At 58.8% G+C, this 20,064-nt stretch carries 16 protein-coding genes and 1 pseudogene; 6 read left to right on the forward strand and 11 right to left on the reverse strand.

Annotated features, from left to right (window positions below; translation table 11 throughout):
* Window positions 1-196 precede the first annotated feature (196 nt).
* Window positions 197-421 carry a YgdI/YgdR family lipoprotein gene (locus JMN22_RS20570; RefSeq protein WP_030138722.1) on the forward strand — a complete coding sequence of 75 codons (225 nt, stop codon included), beginning with the start codon at window positions 197-199 and terminating at the stop codon, window positions 419-421.
* A gap of 40 nt (window positions 422-461) precedes the next feature.
* On the opposite strand, the gene JMN22_RS20575 is transcribed toward JMN22_RS20570, so the two are convergent.
* On the reverse strand, window positions 462-854 hold the full coding sequence (locus tag JMN22_RS20575; RefSeq protein WP_198797304.1) for a hypothetical protein: 393 nt from the start codon (window positions 852-854) through the stop codon (window positions 462-464).
* A gap of 14 nt (window positions 855-868) precedes the next feature.
* Window positions 869-1,774 (reverse strand): LysR family transcriptional regulator, encoded by a 906-nt coding sequence (locus JMN22_RS20580; protein ID WP_198797303.1) that lies wholly within the window; start codon window positions 1,772-1,774, stop codon window positions 869-871.
* A 134-nt stretch (window positions 1,775-1,908) separates the two neighbouring features.
* Here JMN22_RS20580 and JMN22_RS20585 point away from each other — a divergent pair, with 134 nt between their 5' ends.
* On the forward strand, window positions 1,909-3,369 hold the full coding sequence (locus JMN22_RS20585) for an MFS transporter (RefSeq protein WP_198797302.1): 1,461 nt from the start codon (window positions 1,909-1,911) through the stop codon (window positions 3,367-3,369).
* Between the two features lie 192 nt (window positions 3,370-3,561).
* A complete protein-coding gene (locus JMN22_RS20590; RefSeq protein ID WP_003201764.1) occupies window positions 3,562-3,840 on the forward strand; it encodes a DUF1652 domain-containing protein in 279 nt (92 codons plus the stop codon).
* 61 nt (window positions 3,841-3,901) lie between these two features.
* Here the strand turns inward: JMN22_RS20590 and JMN22_RS20595 are convergent.
* From JMN22_RS20595 to JMN22_RS20615, 5 genes and pseudogenes are all read right to left on the reverse strand, one after another.
* Window positions 3,902-6,369: pseudogene (locus JMN22_RS20595) on the reverse strand (UvrD-helicase domain-containing protein).
* A 223-nt stretch (window positions 6,370-6,592) separates the two neighbouring features.
* Entirely contained in the window at window positions 6,593-8,239 is a 1,647-nt protein-coding gene (gene pgm, locus JMN22_RS20600; protein ID WP_030138717.1) for a phosphoglucomutase (alpha-D-glucose-1,6-bisphosphate-dependent), read from the reverse strand.
* Window positions 8,240-8,327: 88 nt separating this feature from the next.
* A complete protein-coding gene (locus tag JMN22_RS20605; RefSeq protein ID WP_030138716.1) occupies window positions 8,328-9,725 on the reverse strand; it encodes an aminotransferase-like domain-containing protein in 1,398 nt (465 codons plus the stop codon).
* 75 nt (window positions 9,726-9,800) lie between these two features.
* A complete protein-coding gene (locus JMN22_RS20610) occupies window positions 9,801-11,285 on the reverse strand; it encodes a hypothetical protein (RefSeq protein ID WP_198797301.1) in 1,485 nt (494 codons plus the stop codon).
* A gap of 670 nt (window positions 11,286-11,955) precedes the next feature.
* The gene (locus tag JMN22_RS20615; protein ID WP_030138714.1) at window positions 11,956-12,981 is read right to left on the reverse strand and encodes a zinc-dependent alcohol dehydrogenase family protein; all 1,026 of its coding nucleotides are present in this window, start codon (window positions 12,979-12,981) and stop codon (window positions 11,956-11,958) included.
* A gap of 258 nt (window positions 12,982-13,239) precedes the next feature.
* Between JMN22_RS20615 and JMN22_RS20620 the strand changes: the two genes are divergently transcribed.
* Window positions 13,240-14,154 carry a LysR family transcriptional regulator gene (locus JMN22_RS20620; RefSeq protein ID WP_030138713.1) on the forward strand — a complete coding sequence of 305 codons (915 nt, stop codon included), beginning with the start codon at window positions 13,240-13,242 and terminating at the stop codon, window positions 14,152-14,154.
* A gap of 34 nt (window positions 14,155-14,188) precedes the next feature.
* On the opposite strand, the gene JMN22_RS20625 is transcribed toward JMN22_RS20620, so the two are convergent.
* From JMN22_RS20625 to JMN22_RS20640, 4 genes are all read right to left on the reverse strand, one after another.
* A complete protein-coding gene (locus JMN22_RS20625) occupies window positions 14,189-14,581 on the reverse strand; it encodes a RidA family protein (RefSeq protein ID WP_030138712.1) in 393 nt (130 codons plus the stop codon).
* A gap of 1,120 nt (window positions 14,582-15,701) precedes the next feature.
* Window positions 15,702-16,469 (reverse strand): molybdopterin-dependent oxidoreductase, encoded by a 768-nt coding sequence (locus JMN22_RS20630; RefSeq protein WP_030138710.1) that lies wholly within the window; start codon window positions 16,467-16,469, stop codon window positions 15,702-15,704.
* Window positions 16,462-17,085, reverse strand: coding sequence for a cytochrome b/b6 domain-containing protein (locus tag JMN22_RS20635; RefSeq protein WP_030138709.1), 624 nt, complete (start codon window positions 17,083-17,085; stop codon window positions 16,462-16,464). Before JMN22_RS20635 ends, JMN22_RS20630 begins: the two co-directional genes overlap by 8 nt.
* Before the next feature lie 71 nt (window positions 17,086-17,156).
* Entirely contained in the window at window positions 17,157-17,768 is a 612-nt protein-coding gene (locus JMN22_RS20640) for a hypothetical protein (protein ID WP_030138708.1), read from the reverse strand.
* 216 nt (window positions 17,769-17,984) lie between these two features.
* Between JMN22_RS20640 and JMN22_RS20645 the strand changes: the two genes are divergently transcribed.
* Window positions 17,985-18,680: a heavy metal response regulator transcription factor gene (locus JMN22_RS20645; RefSeq protein ID WP_030138707.1), complete on the forward strand. Its 696-nt coding sequence runs from the start codon at window positions 17,985-17,987 to the stop codon at window positions 18,678-18,680.
* Window positions 18,653-20,047 (forward strand): heavy metal sensor histidine kinase, encoded by a 1,395-nt coding sequence (locus tag JMN22_RS20650; RefSeq protein WP_030138706.1) that lies wholly within the window; start codon window positions 18,653-18,655, stop codon window positions 20,045-20,047. Before JMN22_RS20645 ends, JMN22_RS20650 begins: the two co-directional genes overlap by 28 nt.
* Window positions 20,048-20,064 lie beyond the last annotated feature (17 nt).

The following is a 20,064-nucleotide window of genomic DNA, read 5'->3' on the forward strand; positions in this document are numbered from 1 at the left end:
ACTGGTTATGCGTACAGATATCAGCTACCGAGGGCACAGGCAACTGCAAAAGATGAGCGGTCTCCTACTATTAAAGGTGAAATCCCTCAAGCGGCGATGAACTTTCCTACGGCAAGCGGGACAAATGGCGGTTAACTCAGTGATGGCCCGGTCGAATCAGACGGGCCGCATCCTTCTGATCAAGAGGTTACGGATTATGAACATCAGGTTTCTGGGCCTGCCCCTGGCTGCCATGGCGTTCCTGGCTTTGGCCGGCTGTGCGACACCCACCGTGGTGACGCTGCAGAACGGTACCCAGTATTTGACCGAGGACACGCCCAATACCCGCACCGCCGATGGCTTCTACGAGTTCGAAGACATTTCGGGCAAGAAAGTCCGGGTCCGCGCCGACGAAGTGGCCACCATACGCAAGGGAGACTGATGGAATCCGCACCCTCTCGACGAGAGGGCTGGCCTGGGGTTCACCGGGTAAAACCGGTACTGATCTCCGGCTCGATACTCATGCTCGGGCATCCTGCCCATCCTCCCCAGCCGCCGTTTCGACGCAGTGCCTGGTTCTGCGTGCGACGGCAGCGCTCATGGTCCTGCTGGGCTGATTGGTCGATGCTTATATTTCCGGTCATGGGCGGCTTCATTGCATCGCTCGGGATCACTGCGCCCCATGATCCTACTGGGGGCACCTTGAAATATGACTTTCCGGAAGGCGTCTCAACGGATTTATCAACCTGTCCGGCCGGCAATTGATCCGAGGCAATGCCGTAGCGGCTGAGAATGGACTGATCCGGTAGTTCCGCCATCGCGCTGGCGCAAGCCAGCAAGCCTATCAGTGCTGCGATCGTGTTTTTTTTAGTCACCTGCACATCTCCTTTCACAACGGTTCGATCGTGCCCGCGCACACTTCTCGCAGGCAGCTCCTTATCCAGCGGTGTACAGGGTCGGCGTCCATGCGCGGATGCCAGAGCATGGCTACCGTAAACCCGGGGAGCACGAACGGCAATGCGAACGTGTGCATGCCAAGGCGCAAACGGGTGCTGTAGCGTTCCGGCACGCTGGCGATCATGTCACTGGACCGCGCCAGCCCCAGCGCGGTGGAAAAGCCCGGCACGGTGGTGATGAGGTTTCGGGACAAACCCAAGGCGCCAAGGGCCTGGTCGATGGAGCCGTGCTCCAAGCCACGCAGGGAAATGCCAATGTGCTCGCCCGCCGCATAATCAGCGTCACTTACATCGATCCTGCTCAGCGGATGTCCTGCTCGCACGACGCCAACGATACGGTCACCGAACAACCCTTGCGTCAGCAGCTCCGGACTGGTGTCTTCGTCTACAACGGCGGTCTCCAGATCCACGTTGCCCTCGCGCAGCGCCGTGCTGTCCCTGTCGGTCTTTTCGACAAACCGCAGCCTTATTCCCGGGGCCTGCCGGGCAATCCGCTCGATCAGCTCGATCGCGAAGTTTTCCACGAAGCCTTGCCGGGTGCGCAACGTGAAGGTTCGATTCACCCTCCGCAGGTCCGTGGCCTGCACCGGACGTAGCGCGGCCTGAGCGCCCTGCACCAATTGGCTGACTTGCTCGCGCAACTCGATCGCTCGCGGGGTCGGAACCAAACCGCGCCCCGCCCGCACCAGCAATGGATCACCAATGGCCTGGCGCAACCGCGCCAAGGCCCGGCTCATGGCCGAAGGGCTGAGCTGCAGCCGCCGGGCGGCACCGGCCACACTGCCTTCAGACAAGAGCGCGTCCAGCGTGACAAGCAGGTTGAGATCGGTAGCGGACATCATCGGGCCCTTGGATAGAATGGATAGCGTTTCATGCAGCTATAACATGCAACTCGTGCGTCTTCCGCCATGTTATGCCACCGCGTACCGTTCTCGCAGCGCTTTATAGGCGAACCGGATTGCGAGGAAACATGATGAAACCAGCCAATATGAAACCAAGCCTGTCACCCACGAGCGGCCCGCAACCGCTTGCTCCCGCGCGCCAGGCCTTGGCCAGCCTGGCGCTGTCAACGTTATTGGCGTCGCTGGGGGCCAGCGTCACCGCCGTGGGATTGCCTGTGTTGGCCCAAGCGTTTGATGCCTCATTCCAGCACGTTCAGTGGGTGGTGCTGGCCTATCTCCTGGCGATCACCACGCTGATCGTCAGCCTCGGACGCCTGGGCGACTTGATTGGCCGACGCAAGCTGTTACTGGCGGGCATCGCACTGTTTACGCTCGCGTCAGCCTTGTGCGGCCTCGCGCCGTCGCTGGGGCTGTTGATCGCCGCCCGGGCACTGCAAGGGCTGGGGGCCGCCATCATGATGACGCTGACGCTGGCCCTGGTCGGCGAAACGGTCGATAAAACCAGGGCGGGCAGCGCCATGGGGCTGCTCGCCACGCTGTCCGCGGTAGGTACCGCACTGGGCCCTTCCCTGGGCGGCGTATTGATGACCGGGTTTGGCTGGCAGGCGTTGTTCCTGGTCAACGTACCGCTCGGACTGCTGACCTTGCTGCTGGCCTGGCGGTCCCTGCCCGCCGGGCAAGCCGCCAACGCCGAGAAGGTACGTTTCGACATCACGGGCACGCTTTTGCTCGCGACGGCCCTTGGCGCCTACGCCTTGGCCATGACCTTGGGTGGCGGGCATTTTGGTGGGCTGAATATCAGCTTGCTGGCGGCGGCCATTCTGAGCGGTGGATTGTTCGTCCGGACGCAGCATCGGCGCCCATCGCCGCTGATCCCGCTGACGATGTTCAGCGATCGCTTGCTGGTATCGGGCCTGGCGACGAGCGCGCTGGTGGCAACGGTCATGATGGCGACCTTGCTGGTGGGGCCATTCTACTTGTCGATCGCGCTGGGGCTCCCGTCGGCCATTGTCGGCCTGGTATTGGCCGTCGGGCCATGCGTCGCCGCCCTCGCCGGCATGCCTGCCGGGCGCCTCGCCGATCGGTTCGGGGTGCGTCCCATGCGGCTCCTGGGGCTGGCGACCATGGCGAGCGGTTGCCTGCTGCTGTCGCTGGTTCCGCCGACGCTTGGCATCGCCGGTTACGTCACGGCGATCATGGTAACGACCTTGGGCTACGCGATGTTCCAGACAGCCAACAATGCGGCGGTCATGGCCGAGATCCCCGCTAACCAACGCGGCGTGATTGCCGGACTGCTCAATTTATCGCGCAACCTCGGCTTCTTCAGTGGCGCAGCGGTGCTCGGCGCGGTCTTCGCGGCCATGTTGCCGACCAACGGTACTCCCTCCGCCTCTCCCGAGGCCGTTGCCGACGGGCTGCACGTCACCTTCACCGTCGCCCTTTCCCTGGTGGTGCTGGCAGGCTTCATCGCCTTCAAATACCGCGAGCCAGAGCCATTGGCGGCTTTTCAGGACACTGTGGGACGACCATGATGGCACTCTGAGCATTTGTACTTAGGTCATGATGCAGATCAAATAAAATGAACCAATCGCCAAACGGACTGAAAAAATCCACGTGGCGTTCATTTTCAGGTGCTATTTTTAGTTCTCACTGGTAGAGCCATGAGGGCTCTTCCTTCCTGACATGAGCAAACGGAAGCGCTTGATGAAGAAGGCGGGCTACAGATGAATAAAGGATCTTTCAGCAAGGTTACGTTCCCCAACGCCTGCCAGTTGATGCGCTGGCATTTCCATCCCATGGGTTTCGAGGCCAGCATGGACGCGCCAGGCAGTATGGTCGCCCGGCTGTTTGACCGTGCCAGCGGCGAAACCATGATCGCAATCGCCGGCATCCCCTGCGCGACAGTGATGAATGCCCCCGACGTGGAGCGAATCATCGAAGCGGTGGAAGCCGAGCTTGAAGCCTTTGTGCCGCCGGTTGGCTTGCGACGATTTGCCTCCTGACAAAAAAAGCCCACATTTTCATGTGGGCTTTTTTGTGGATCACCGAACGGTCGCCAGCGCGTCAGCCGCGAGCACGGCGACGATCGTTGAAAAACGGCTTGCCTACCCCGATCCGGTCCGACGCCTTGGGTGCATTGGCGGCCTGGCTATCCTGGCCGTCGACGTACCAATAGCATGCTGAACCGCCCGGGTGATGCCTACATACGCCAGGCGCAGGATTTCATCCTTTTGCGCAGCATCATAGGGTTCGGCGTCACCGTCCTGTCCCAACCCGGCCATCCGGTAGACCTGATTCTTGTAGGGTGAACTGGTCAGGTGCTGGCAATCCCCCAGCAGGAATACCGCATCAGCCTGAAGCCCCTTGGCGCTGTGATAAGTCATTTGCCTGAGGCGGCGTTGCGGACAGGGCAAGCTAGAATCCACATTAACTATCGAATTAATATGCTTATCTATCAGTAACTTATCGCTACTTTTTCGATACAGCATCAAGATAGAATCGCCGTTGCGGTAGTGTTCATCGAGCCGCCGCCCCAAGCCTTCATCGTCCCTGTCCAACACCGTCACCGGGCTTGGCGAACGAGGCGTGCCGCTGGCCTTGCCTTTCTTGCCGGGGACGGCTGCCGCTCCGCGTACGATGTGCTCAGCCGCGTCAATGATGTGCTGGTGACTGCGGTAGTTGTCGGTGAGCATCACCCGAGTGTGGGCCGGTGACGGGAACTGCTTGTTGAAATCCATGAAAAAACTCGGCGAGCTGCCGCGCCAGCCATAGATCGACTGCCAGTCATCACCCACGCACAACAAGGAAGAACGCTGGGCGCCGCGCCCGGTATGCAGGGCAGTGCCACGCCTGCGCACTTCACGCAGGCTCGCCCTCAGCCAAGACACGATCTGGGGCGAAACGTCCTGGAATTCGTCGATCATCAAATGCGACAACGGCCTCAACAGGGCGTCATCAAGCAGCTTGAAGTTTTCCGGAGAGTGTTCGCTGAACAACGCAAACATCCGGTTATAGGTCATGACCGGAGGCGATTGATCCAGCAGATGATCTTCGAACGCACGCCAGAAACGACTCAACGCCTCGAAGAAATAACGATCCGGGTCATTGCTTGAGAAACACATCCTGCCCACGGCTTCAGGTACATCCAGGCCAAGATTTTCGATAAACCCCGCCGCTGCGACAAAACAGTCCAGCAAAGGGGCCGACGTCAGCTCGCCCTTGACCTTGTAGTCGAACCCGGGACCCGCACTGACATCCCCAGCCACGGCGGACAACAGGCGTTTTGAGTCTTCATACTTATCAATCCAAATCAGTGGCTTACGACAGAAAGCTTGAAACAAGGTGCGCTTTACGGCCCATTCCGCACGCACACTCAGCTTGGCACCGGGACGGCTGAGCTGCGGGTTCTCCCGTGGATCGAATCCCAGCATCACCCAGGTATCAAGGGATTTGATGTAGCCATGGCAATGAAATCTCGCCCCGTTGATTTCAAATACCTGGCGTTTCGGTTCAATGCCTTTGATCGGCCAAGCCCCCGCCCGGAACCACAGGTCTTCGATTGCGTCGCAGAGTGCTTCATCGCGCTGGGCGGCCAATTCCGTCACGGCCACACGCTTCTGCACATCCGGGTGGTCGCGCTCCAGCTCCTTGAGCTGCAGGGCATGACGGGAAAGCGGCTGGATCAACTCGCGGAAACGCTCGTCACGCTGATAGAGGTTGTAATAACAGGCATTGAGCTGCTGGCGCTGGGCATCGTTGATGCGCAAGTCGAACGGGTTGCCCTGGGCGTCATCCTCATCCGCTCCGGCGCGGTGGCTCAAGGTCTCGAAGGCCTGGAGCCGCTCGAATCCCGGCAGGCTGCGGACCATGGGCAAGATACGCGAGTGGAAGGTGCGCACCAGATCCCGGGCTTCCTTCTGGCTGACCGCGCGCCCCCACAGGGCAAACGTTTCGATGAGTTTCTGGACAAAGTCCTTTCGCGATTCCCGGGTGAACGTCACCACGGTCATTGAATCCAGTTCGAACCCCAGGTATTGCGACAGCAACACAATACGCAGCACCAGGGTCGTTGACTTGCCCGCACCTGCGCCCGCCACCACCGAAGTGGCCGGCGTGTCGCTGAAAATCATCTTCCATTGGCCGCTGCTGGGCTGCGCATGGGCCGGTAGCAGTCGCGCCACATCCGCCTTGATGCGTTTCTTCAGCTCGGTGGTCAGCGGCAATCGCCAATCGTCGAACAACAGGTCATCGACTTGTGGGGCCGGGTGCTCGGTATTACGTGAGTCGCGGATCAACAGGACCTGACGCCCCGCTTCGAGCCCCTCGGCCCTGCCTTCCTTGTAGCCATAGTCAAAACCGGCGGTATGACCGCTGCGAAATCCGTCGGCCTGCCCGTGCAGCCACGATGCGCGGTGTTGGGCGCGCAGGCGCGTCAGGCCATGACCGAAAAAACGCGCAGCCAGGCGTTTGAACCAGGACATCTGGGCCAAGGGCAGGAGATCAGGGGGAAGATCGGGATTGTGTAGCGACACGCTGGGGACTCCGGTGTTCAGAACCATGGCGACTATGGTGTCTGGATTTGCTACCGGTTTCCAGCCAAAAGCTTTTATCTCAGGGATTTAGGCGATGAAGTGAAAGTAGTATGGCAGGTTGGTATCGCGGCGCTTCGTGGAGACGCGTTCGCGAGCAAGCCCGCTCCCACAAGGATATGAATTGCTGCGTGGGAGCGGGCTTTGCTCGCGATACGACGCTCAGTTACTGCCCGGAAATGGCACCGTCCACCAATGCCTGGGCTTCAACCACCAATTGTTTCAGGTGATCGTCGCTAATGAAGCTTTCGGCGTAGATTTTGTAAATGTCCTCGGTACCGGACGGACGCGCCGCAAACCAGCCATTCTCGGTCATGACTTTCAATCCGCCGATAGCCTGCTCATTGCCTGGCGCATGGCTGAGGATGCTCTGGATTGTCTCGCCCGCCAATTCGGTGGACTGGACCTGATCCGGCGATAGCTTGCTCAGCAGCGCCTTCTGTTGAGGACTCGCCTTGGCATCGACACGCACCGAGAACGGTTCACCCAATTCATCCGTCAGGGCGCGGTAGGCCTGGCTTGGATCACGACCGGTGCGAGCCGTCATCTCAGCAGCCAACAATGCCGGGATCAGGCCGTCCTTGTCGGTACTCCACACCCCGCCGTCCTTGCGCAGGAACGAAGCCCCGGCACTTTCTTCGCCGCCGAAGCCAAGGGAGCCATCGAACAGCCCATCAGCGAACCATTTGAAGCCCACCGGCACCTCATACAGGCGTCGGCCAAGGCGCTTGGCAACCCGATCGATCAGGCCGCTACTGACCACCGTCTTGCCGACTGCGGCGTCAGCCCGCCACTGGGGACGATTCTGGAACAAGTAATCGATGGACACTGCTAGGTAATTGTTCGGCGCCAACAGGCCGCCGCTTGGCGTCACGATGCCGTGACGGTCGTGATCCGGGTCGCAGGCAAAGGCCACGTCGAAACGTTCTTTCAGGCCGATCAACCCTTGCATGGCGTGGCTGGACGACGGGTCCATGCGGATCTGCCCGTCCCAGTCGACGGTCATGAAGCGGAACGTCGAATCCACTTGTGTATTGACCACTTCCAGATCCAGGCGATAGTGCTCGGCGATCGCAGGCCAATAGCGCACCCCTGCTCCGCCCAATGGATCTACGCCCAGGCGCAAGCCGGCTTCGCGGATGGCATCGAAATCAATGACATTGACCAGGTCGGCGACGTAGGTATTGAGGAAATCGTGGCGGTGGGTGGTCTCGGCCTTGAGCGCCTGCTCGTAGCTGATGCGCTTGACACCCGCCAATTGGTTGGCCAGCAACTCGTTGGCCTTGGCTTCGATCCACTTGGTGATATGGGTATCTGCCGGGCCACCATTGGTGGGGTTGTACTTGTAGCCGCCGCTCTGCGGTGGATTATGGGACGGCGTGATGACGATGCCGTCGGCCAGGCCAGTGGTGCGGCCGCGGTTGTAGCACAGGATGGCATGGGAAACCGCTGGCGTGGGGGTGTACTCGTCACCTTCGGCGATCATCACGGTCACGCCATTGGCGGCCAGCACTTCCAATGCGCTGGCGCCGGCAGGCGTGGAGAGTGCATGGGTGTCGATACCCACGAACAATGGCCCGTTGATGCCATGGGCTTCACGGTACAGGCAGATTGCCTGGCTGATGGCGAGCACGTGCCACTCGTTGAAGCCCAACTCGAAGGAACTGCCTCGATGCCCTGAAGTACCGAAAGCCACGCGCTGGGTCGCAACCGAGGCATCGGGCCGGCCGGTGTAATAGGCCGTCACCAGTCGCGGGATATCGATCAACAACTCTGCCGGTGCCGGCTTGCCCGCAAATGGACTGACTGTCATGCAAAACCTCGGAATGGAGTGGCTCGAATGGGTGCAGTTTACTGACAGTTCGACCATGACGCGACGGGTTCGATCCATAACCCTGCGATCATGATTGCTCATGCCTCAATGCTTCGGCCAACGCATAGAACGCGGCGTCCGGATCATCCGCTCCCTGGAATGCGTGAGTCAGGCGCAAATGCTGGCTGTAGAGGCCCTGAATGCTGAACAACTCCCCCGGGGCGATGACAATGCGCCTGCCAAGCAATCGCTGGAATACCCCACGCATATCTGCCTGTCGCGATGATCGAGCCCACACCGTTGCGCCACCTTCGGGCTCGACCCATTGCAGGCAGTCGCCCAGCCGATCACGCATCAATTGTATTGTCGAAGCAGCGTTTTCCCGCAGCAGGCGCCGCAGCACCAGCAGGTGCTGGTCGATCCGACCGTTGCCATACAAGCGTGCGATCGCTTTCTGGCGGATCGGCGACAGACGAAACGCACGCAAAAGGAATTGCCGTTGCAACACCAGTGTCAGTTGCCGCGACAGCACATAACCATAGGGCGCCTCGGGACCAATGGTCTTTTCAAACGTGGAGTAGACAATCAGCCTGTCCGGATCGACCAAATCCCGGAACGGAGGGCTCCCTGGCTCGAATACCAGATCGGTGTAACTGTCGTTCTCCAGCACCCAGGTACCGCACTGCTCCAGCAGACGCGCCACCTCTCGACGGTTGGCTTCACTTTTCACCGTGCCCATGGGCATGCTCAGGACCGAAGACAGCACCACCAGCCGTACCGTTTCGCTCGCCAGCAACTGTTCCAGTTGTTCGACATCAACGTCCCCGTCCGCCATCAAGGTCAGCTCGACAACCTGGATGTCAGCCGCCTGGAGCAAGCGCAGGACGGTCCAGTCACAGGGCGACTCAACCAGGACAGTCGCACCTTTCAACGTCAGCACGGCAATCAGGATTTCCAACACCCCACGCAGGTCAGCGCCTATATAGACGTCATCGGCGCTCCAGCATCGGGCGGGCGAAGAGGTGTAGCGAGCCGCCAGCGCCATGCGCAGCTCCTGCTCGCCCCAGGGTTGCGAGGGCATCTGGGATGCACGCGGGTACTGGCGCAACAACTCGCGCTCAAGCAACAGGAGCGGACTGTCCAGCGACTGCAATGACGCCGGCTCATCAGCACCCAGCATCAGCATGCCTGGCCGACGGGCATTGACGTAAAAGGTTTCGAGCAAGTCGCCACCGTCGCCCAGGGCGGTCGCAGAAGGCGCTGGCAGTGCGTAATAGCCGGATTTGGCGATCGAATACACTCGCCCTTCCTTTTCCAGCAAGGAATAGGCGTACTGGATGGTGGATATGGACACGCTCAATCGCTCGGCCAATTGGCGCAACGACGGCAAGCGCACCCGAGGATCAGCGCCCAGTTCATTGATCAGGTTTGTCAGGTACCTGTAGACCGCCTGGTAGGCAAAATCGGGTTCACGACTTCCCTTCATGAGGCAAGCCCAATGAAACGTGCCACTGCCGGTCCTGCCTCGGTGCTGAAAACGAAATCCCTCAAGCCTCCTTCCTCAGCGCGCCCAGCGTTCGTACAGTTCATGGGCGCCTTGCTCGTCCTCGCTCGAGTCGGGCGCCTCAGGCACAGACCGGCGGGCGGACACAGTCACGATTGGCTGCTCCGACACAGCAATGGGGGACTGGTATACCTTGTTGAGCAAGGCGACGGACAGGCCGCTGATCTCGTACAACCATTGCTTCGCCTCCTCAGTGGCGGGCCCACCCTCTATGGCGTTGCGCAGCTCCGGCAGGGCGAACAGCATGTCGGGATGGCAACAACGCAGGTAATTTTCCAGGCCCGCGCCGTTTTCAATAAAGGGCGCATACAACATGCACACCAATTGCGTTTCGCTAAGCCCCAGGGTTTCCTGTGCTTCGGCGGCGGCCTGGGCGCGGCGCTCAGGCATGACCGAAGGCGAACCGAACAGTTCCTGGACCTGCTGGCAGACATGCATGGGCAATTGCTTGCGATGCATGAGCATGATCGTGCGCTGGACGTAGTCACCATACCCATGTTCATAGCTGCGTCCTTGCAGGTAACAGGCTTGCAGGCCATACAAATGAGCCGACAGGTACGGGCTGAGGTATTCATGATCCAGCGTCGGTGCGATGAGCCCATCGGGTCGCACTCCCAGGAACTCGCCGAACAACGCCCAACTGCTCTCTTCCAGCCGATCGACGATCAGATCATCGATGCTGACGCGCCCCAACCGTCGACACGCCTCGAAACGTCCTTCGGGACGCCATGGCTCGATGTTTTCCTGGCCGTAGAACTGTCGGAAAAGCTCGCCCCCCATGGCATCGAGTTGTGCAAAGAGGCCATCGAAACCACCGCCCGGTTCAATGACCAGGCCGAACCTCCTGGACGCACGCTGAAGCCCGGCCATGAACTGCTTCTGCTGCCGTGGCGTGTCGCTGCTGACCCACGAATCCACTCCCGTTCCCCAGCGCGCCATGTTCCTGTAGAACTCCGCCATCGCCAGGTAGCCCTCATCCCCCAGGCCCAAGAGGCTATCAGGCGAGCGAAGATGGCCGAACATCAACAAGTCCGTACGGTTGGCATCTCGCGCTGCCGTCGATAACGGCTTCCGATGATTGAAGGAGGTCACTTCACGGTTGTCGGCCATCAACAGCTCCACGCGAGGGTCGTCGTAGACGAACAGCGCGCTGTAGCAGTGATGAATGTTTTCCAGGGTGGCTTGTGAGATATCGCCCATACGGGGAGTCACGACGCGCAGGCCGAACGTCGCCGGATACCGGCCCGCGATGGTCAACTGCGCCGCCCGCAAGGCCGTCAGGACGTAAAAGCTTTCCCGACTGCCATTCTGGACCATCAGCACTCGATAATCGCCAACTCGCTCAGCGCCGCCAGCTGCCACGATCAGACGCTGAACCAAAAGCTGTATTGCGGTGCGTTCCGCGCGGGAATAGAAATCCAGCAAGCGTTGCAACATCTGTTGGTATACGTAGGTCATTGCCTGCTCATGAATTGCACTCATAGCCATCTACCTGGAAATTCGATTATCGGCGCCACACCCGCACCGACTTGATTGCAGGGCGGGCTGGCCTGGATGAAAGACTTCGTTATTGCAAACAGTATTAGCAGTCCGCTCACACCTTGCCTCTGGTAATTATTTGTCACACATGTAAAAGTCGTCCTACCTGCTTGACACACCTCTCCTTGCTCCCCCTTATTTCATTGAGCATCGCCGCATTCCATAATGCGTCCTAGGAAATTTCTTACAGCGTCCCACAGACAATGGATACATAAAATAAAGAACAAACCTAGCCGCAACTCCGCATGCGCCGGGTCATGCCCTCCAAATGTTGATAGATAGGTTTAAAGCATGCAAATGCGGCCAGACCATGCACTAACAGGAATGAACTTTAGATATTTATATCGCATCATGATTTCTTCCTTGATAGAAACAAGCGCTCAATTATCAAGACTTAAATAATGATTAGAAGATACAGATTGACGGCAAAAACCAGTTCAGTTGGGTTTGCGGGTCGTTGATCCTGGGCGATTGGGCAGCAGCCTCGACATCGCGCGTCCAGGCGTAGCTACGCTCGGCGTCAAGCGGACGCGATGACAGAGAGAATACAGGGCCGATTCGGCCGGAGACCGCGCAAGAGCCGTAGACAATGACTCTTGCGCAAGGGGACAGATCAGGCGGGATCGACGATCTGAAGGGCAACGCGCTCACGGCAAGGGCATTCACCCATGTAGCGATGAGCCTCGACGAACTCGGAGAACGGGAACACCCGAGTCTTGAGCGGCAACAGCACGCGGTCGGCGGTCAGTTGATTGATGTCGCGCAACGCGCGTTGCAACGCCACCTGGTCCTGGACAATGCCCAGTTCCGGCTTGCCAGTGAAGTTGCCGATGCAGTGCACGAAGAACTGGATGTTCTTCTGGAACGCCGCACAGGCCGGGAATGGCGTCTGGTTGCCGCCTTGCAGGCCATACAGCACCAGACTGCCACGGGGCGCCAACACATCGCCGAGCAGCGACATCTGCGGCCCGCCAAGGCCGTCGAACACAACATCGACGCCACGGCTGTCAGTGAGTTTGTTGATCTGCATCAGCAAGTCCTGCTCTTCGGTGACAATGACCTTTTCAGCGCCCAGCGACAGCAGGTATTCACGCTCGTCGGCCGTCTTGGTGGCTGCGATCACCCGCACACCCAAGGCTTTGCCCAACTGTACGAAGGATGGGCCGGCGCAATGGCTGGCGTCGGTCACCAGGGCAAATTGCCCAGGCTTGACCCTGGCCAGGTCCATGTAGGCGAAATAGGCGATCAGCAGCGGCGTGTAATGCACGGCGGCTTCGATCGGGCTGAGCACGTCGGGATAACGGGTCAGGGCGGTGCGCGGCAATACGATGACTTCGCCATACACCGGGTAATCGTTCGGGCTCTCGGCGGGGAAGCTGGCGACTTTGTCGCCCACGGCCAGATCGTCGACACCCTCGCCGACGGCAGTTACCACGCCGGCCATTTCATGTCCCAGCCCTGATGGCAGGCGGGCCTGGGAAGACGCCAGGTTCTGGCGCCAAAGGGTGTCATACCAGCTGATGCCGATCGCTTCGACACGGACCTGCACTTCTCCTGGCGCAGGAAGAGCCGCCGCATGCTCTTCGCATTTGAGCACCTCGGCACCACCAAACTTGTGAAAACGGATCGTGCGGGACATCGCAAACCTCGTCAAAGTAACCTCTAATGCCATGAACTCTATCCGGGCTTTGTACCCAAGACCATCAGTGGCTATTAATAGTCGACATGCCTGTCATTGATTCCGCAGCAAGAAAACCGAACCAGTCCTGTAAGCCTTATCCTGAAGAAAATGCATTTACCCGATGCAGAGTACCAGCCTTTCCCCGTAAGATTCATGCCGGCCATTGTTCCCATATGGCCGTCCACGTCAAGCTTGCCGAATCTGCCAGGACCCCAGATGAATCGTAATGACCTGCGTCGTGTCGACCTGAACCTGTTGATCGTGTTCGAAACATTGATGCATGAACGCAGCGTGACCCGCGCCGCCGAGAAACTGTTCCTCGGCCAGCCGGCCATCAGTGCCGCGCTGTCGCGCCTGCGCAGCCTGTTCGATGATCCTCTGTTCGTGCGCACCGGGCGCAGCATGGAACCCACGGCTCGGGCGGTCGAGATCTTCGCCCTGCTCTCTCCGGCCCTGGATTCGATTTCAACGGCGGTCAGCCGGGCGGCGGAATTCGACCCGGCCACCAGCACCTCGGTGTTTCGCATCGGTCTGTCGGACGATGCCGAGTTCGCCCTGCTGCCGATGCTGCTCAAGCGGCTGCGGGCCGAAGCGCCAGGCATCGTGCTGGTGGTGCGCCGGGTCAATTACATCCTGATGCCGGGCTTGCTGGCGTCCGGCGAGATCTCCATTGGCGTCAGCTACACCGAAGACCTGCCGGCCAACGCCAAGCGCAAGGTCCTGCGGCGCAGCATGCCCAAAGTGCTGCGGGCCGATACCGCGCCGGGACGGCTGACCCTGGATGAATTCTGCGCCCGCCCCCACGCCCTGGTGTCCTTCGCAGGTGACTTGAGCGGGTTCATCGATGAAGAGCTGGAAAAACTCGACCGCAAGCGCCATGTGGTATTGGCCGTGCCGCAGTTCAACGGATTGAGCACACTGTTATCAGGCACCGACATCATCGCCATCGTGCCCGACTACACCGCCGACGCACTGACCGCCGCCGGCGGCGTACGTGCCGAAGACCCGCCGATCCCGGTGCGCAGCTTCGAACTGCACATGGCCTGGCGCGGGTCACAGGACAACGATCCGGGCGAGCGCTGGTTGCGTTCGCGGATTCAGATGTTTTTTGGCGATCCTGACAGTCTCTAGGCTTCGTCGGGCAGGCTGGTGCCTAGCAGATAAATTATCGCTCTACAGCGACGCATTTGATCTCCACGAGAAGGCCGGGGCGAGCCAGTTCACCGACACCTATGCATGTCCATGCACAAGTGCCCCTAGGAAACACTTCATCTTTCACGCGTCTGAAAATGGGCATGTGGCTGTGCATATCGACGTGAAAAGTTGTCATTTCGACAATATCTTCAAATTCGCAGCCACCGGCTTCCAAGACGAGCCGAAGATTCTCCCATGCCGCCAAAAACTGCTGCTCAGGGTCTTCGATAACTGATAATTCCGGCGTCCGGCCTACCTGACCAGCGCAATAAAGCGTTTTTCCTACCTTTACAGCGGGTGCATAACCAGCCTGCTCGAAGAGCAATCTCATGCCATCTGGAACAATAATCTGACGATCAGTCATGGTTGTGGAGCCCAAAATATAAACGGATACGAAAGCTGACCCAGGCGCCAGAGCGGCGTCCACTCGGGTCACGCGTCATTGATCAATCAAATCCGGCAGGTATCAGGCGCACACTTACGCGGAATCTGAACAGTCGACCAGCCGCCTGCTTCCTCCGATGGGGTAGGATAATCAGAGACCTATCGAAATCGCCGTAGCTGCATTGCCCCTGGAAATCCTAGCCCGCGACGAAAGAACTATCGAGAGCCGTCCGTTCCCCTTTCTCTGAATCTGACTGGTCGAAAAGATGGCTCTCGGCTGAAGAAGACTTGCGACGGCGCAAAATCCGAATATTGGGCGATCGTAGTGGCGCTCGAACAATCTCAATCGGTATCCAGGTGAAGGTTGTTGCGGACAGAGCCACTGCGATCGCGAAGGCATTCAGCCCGCCTCCGAAGATAATGTCAGAGGAGAGTTCGCTTTCTTCGCCACACTCGGTCCGGTCATCAAAAGACTTCAAGTAGAGCGGCCTACCCGCTTCATTCAGGCAGCTCTGTTGGGTGATCACACTGCTAGCCAAAACGCCTCGAACGGGGAAGTTGAAGTCCGCAATATCCAGGCCACTGGCTCGCGTACCTGGCACTGATCGACCTGGTCTGCTCGGAGCGCTCACCGTACGCTTGCGCCATGCCAACATTTGAAGCATTGCGTCCATCTCCGGTCGGCGTGACAAGGTCGTGGTCGAGTCCGATAGCACGTGTGCGCTCGTTGTATCCGGCTGCTGCACATGTGACCTGGACTGAGCCTGCAAGTGGGAGCGGAAATCCGCTCCATTGGTAGGAGCTCGCATTTTGTTTTCTGATGTCGGCAACACGGTTGGACCTGGCGGTACGGCAGAAATACCGGTCATAAAGCACCTCATACCAGACTGATGTCATCACTAACTCCGATGCTCCTGGCATTGCTATGCACTACCAGAACGCAACTGCGCCACCTCGACCTGCCTGACCATTGGGGTCAAGAGTGACTAGTCGCGCGAATGAGATGGGGAGCGAACGCGCATCCAATAGAAAACTGATTCGGTCGTATGCGTCGGAAGCAGTTTGCAAATCGAATGTCTATTGTTTTGGTTTTTGCCTCATCAGATCCCGCTGAACCAGTTGTATCCCTGGTCTTCCCAATACCCGCCCGGGTTGTCGTTGCTTACGAAAATCTCGACAACATGCTTGGGGTTTTTGAAGCCCAGCTTGGTGGGTACTCGAACCCTGAGGGGATAGCCGTACTCGGGCGGCAATGCAACGTCAGCGTAATCCAGTGCCAGCAGTGTTTGTGGGTGCAAGGCTGTTGGCATGTCCAGACTGGAGTAATAACGATCAGCACATTTGAAACCGACAAATTTCGCCGTAGTGTCGGCCCCGATGTGTTCCAGGAAGGTTTTGAGCGGTACGCCTCCCCATTGCCCGATGGCGCTCCAGCCTTCAACACAGATCAAACGGGTTATATCGCTACGTTGCGGCAGCTTGCGTAAGCTTTCGAGTGTCCAGGGTGCCTTGTCCGTGACCCGGCCGGAGACAGCCAGCGAGTAACTCGCCAAGTCCACTTCAGGGATATCGTCCTGACCATAGAATGCGTTGAACGGAAATGGCGTGGTGATCTGCGCGCTGGTGAAGGTCGGCGCCAGTTTATGTCCGCTGAACAGCCAGGCCTGGACCCGATCGTTCCAACGCGACATGGCCCAAAGAACCTTGTCGACCTGATCGCCGTCCTGCAGGTTGCAACCGGTCAACATCGACATCGCGCCCACGGTCAAGCCGGCACGAAGGAAATGCCGGCGCTGAATGTTCTCCAGTTCTAGCTGTTGCGCAGGTTCAAGCCTGATGCGCTGAACAGTTTTTTTAAGTTCAGTCATGGTCATTTTCCCCGGCCTCAAGAGACCGCACTCCACCCGTAATCATTGGCAGCAGGGTTTTCGGTACCAAAATCACCAAGGCCAGATGAAGCACGACGAATGCAGCAATCATCGCCATCGCCCCGAAATGTACATAACGTGCAATGTCATAGCCGCCCAGCAGCGCCACCAACTCTTGAAGTTGAATGGGTTTCCAGATCGCTACGCCCGAGATGACGACGAGTGCGCCTGCCGCCAGCACCATCCAGTACATCAGACGCTGCACTGCGTTATAGATGCCCTTTTCATGCACCAGCCGTAAGTGCAAAGCGTCCGTAAAATCATGCTTCAACGCGGCAAGCCCGATGGGCAGCAACTCACGTTTGAAGTGACGACTGAAGAATCCATACAGCACATAGATCGCGCCGTTGATCAGCAGCAGCCACATGAATGCGAAATGCCAGGCCAGCGCCCCGCCCAGCCATCCGCCCACGGTCAACGCCACCGGGAACCTGAAGCTGAGCAGTGGCGAGGCGTTGTAAATGGCCCAACCGCTCATGAACATGCAGACCATGCAAACGGCGTTGAGCCAGTGGGTGAGGCGAACCGGCCAGGGATGAAGCTTTTTCTGTCTCACGTGTTTCCCCTTGAAAGCCATCCATGTAGCGGAGCGTTGCCAGACGGCAGCGCCCCAGCCTTTTCAGGTGATTACATCGGTGGTTGGAAGCCATCCTTGCCAACCGCAATGCCGCGCGCGGTGGTTCCATCTGCGGCCGGGAACACGACAATTTTCGTACCTTTGACCAGTTCATCGGCTTTGCCTGGCTCGACGTAGGCGATTGGCACGTCATCCGGTACGACGATTTGTTTCTCGCCACCCTTGTAGTTGACGGTCAATGTGCGGCCGTCAGCTTTGGACAGTTTCCCCACGGTACCGTTGGTCATGGTGCCTGTGCTGCCATCCGCGTTCTGCCAGCCATAATGACCTTCACCGCTACCCTTGAGGCTGGCGTCGAATACCGTGACCTCGAGCGCCTTCAATGTTCCGTTGGCCTGCGGGATGGCCGCCGAGCCAATGAAGCTGTCGGATTTGATCGAGTCGATATTGGCCTTCGATACCCGGTTGATACCGGTCTTGTCTGTCAGTCCGATAGTCTGCTGAGCGCCGGAGCGGACAGTGAATGTCAGAGTATTGTTGCTGACGCTTTCCACCGTGCCACGCAGCGGTTTGATCACCGGCATGTCGGCCGCGGTGGCAATGACGGCAGCACTGAACATCAACAAACCGAACGTGGTAGACAGGGCGTGTTTGAGTTGCATGGCGACGATTCCTCACTGGTAGATGTGCCGCCATCCTCGACCGCAGACCGGGACGTCACGATGACCGCCGAATGACATTTTTGTCATTCGCCAGCCCATCCCAATGAATGACAGAAATGTAACCAACTGCGCCGGCTCATCTCGTTACACTGCACAACCGAGATACCGATGTCGCGGGTTGAATCCCGTCATGAAGAGACCCGAGCGCGCCTCACGATGCATATCCTGCTGATCGAAGATGACACCAAAACAGGTGAGTACCTCAAAAAGGGGCTCGGCGAGTCCGGTTACAACGTCGACTGGACCCAGCATGGTGCCGACGGCCTGCACATGGCCTTGCATACAATGTACGACCTGATCGTGCTGGACGTGATGTTGCCCGGGATTGACGGGTTTCAGATCATTGAGCTCTTGCGCGCCAGACAAGACGTACCCGTGCTGTTCCTCACCGCGCGCGACCAATTGCATGACCGCATTCGCGGCCTGGAACTGGGCGCCGATGATTACCTGGTCAAACCTTTTTCGTTTACCGAATTGCTGTTACGCATCCGCACCATTTTGCGTCGCGGTGTGGTGCGCGAAGCCGACCATTTTCACCTCGCCGACCTGGAGCTGGATCTGGTGCGCCGTCGCGTTACTCGCCAACAGCAGGTAATCGTGTTGACCAACAAGGAGTTCGCCCTTCTGCATCTGTTTCTGCGCCGGACAGGCGATGTGCTGTCAAGGACACAGATCGCTTCGGAAGTCTGGGACATGAATTTCGACAGTGATACCAACGTGGTGGACGTCGCGGTCAAGCGCCTGCGCAGCAAGGTCGACCAGTCCTACCCGAATAAACTGATCCATACCATTCGCGGTATCGGCTATGTCTGCGAGGTGAGGCCATGCGGTCCCGACGCCAACCCTCTCTAACCCTGCGATCGACCATGGCGTTTTCCATGGTAGCGATGCTGGCCGTAGCCGGCGCAGGCGTTTATCTGTATCAGACCATGAAAGCCTCGGTATTGGTGTACAGCGATCATGCGGTCATGGGCCGTCTGGAGCATTTTCGCAAACTGCTGCACTACGAGCTCGCCATCGAAAAGCTGCGCGACAGCCCACAGATTTTCAAGAACATGCTCGACAGCGAAGACGACATCTTCATCATTGAACAGCCCGGACAGCAACCGGTAATCCAGGTAAATCCACTGAACGTCACGTTGCCTGAACTGCCCGTGATCGGCCAAGATACAAAGCTGAGCGTCAGTGACCTGCGTAGCGGCGTGACCGACTCGGGAACAATGCTGCGCGCCGCCTCCGTCGTCACCACCTCGGGGGGACGTGAAGTGCGCCTGACCGCCGCACACCTCATGGGCAAGGAAATGGCCATGCTCGCGGCGTATCGCGAACGTATCTACCTGGCCGTTGCCCTTGCCTTTCTGGCCACCGCGTTGCTGGGTTACCTGGTACTGCGTCGAGGGCTGCGTCCGTTGTGCAAGATGGCCGCGCATGCGGCAGCGATAACACCCGAGCGTCTGCACAGCCGTATGGACAGCGCCGATACGCCGGTTGAACTGCAACAGCTGAGTGACGCCTACAACGCGATGCTCGATCGTCTTGCCCGGGGTTATCAACGATTGACGCAATTTTCCGCTGACCTTGCCCATGAAATCCGCACGCCGGTGGGGTCGCTGATGGGGCATTGCCAGGTCGCCCTTCGCCAGCGCCGCAGCGAGGATGACTATCAGGCACTGATCGCTTCTAACCTTGAAGAGCTCGAACGGATCTCGCGCATCGTCGAAAGCATTCTGTTCCTTGCGCGCGCCGATGAAGCACAAGCAGTGGTAGAGCGCCAACAACTATCGCTGCATGACGAATCACAGCGCATTGCCGACTACTTTGAAGGCTTGGCTGAAGAGCGGCGAATGACCGTACAAATAACAGGCGATGGAAACGTGCTCGCTGACCCCTTGCTGCTGCGCAGAGCCTTGAGCAACCTGGTGGCGAACGCCGTTCGCTATGCCTGCGAGGGCACCGAGATTCAGATGCGGGTGATGGAAACCCCCGGCGAAGCTCGCATTGAAGTGGAGAACCAAGGGCCGGTGCTGAGTGACGAAACCATGGGCAAACTCTTCGACCGCTTTTACCGCGGCGATGCGTCTCGCCACCAGAACTCTGACTCCTACGGCCTTGGCCTCGCCATCGTCGTGGCAATCATGCAACTGCATGAAGGTCACGTGCGTGTTGAACAGCCAAAGCCCGGGATTATCCGTTTTTCGCTGTCATTCCCTGGAGCCTGAACGACATCCGCGAGCAG

The sequence above is a fragment of the Pseudomonas sp. HB05 genome (assembly GCF_016756915.1).
GTDB classification, from domain to species: Bacteria; Pseudomonadota; Gammaproteobacteria; order Pseudomonadales; family Pseudomonadaceae; genus Aquipseudomonas; species Aquipseudomonas alvandae.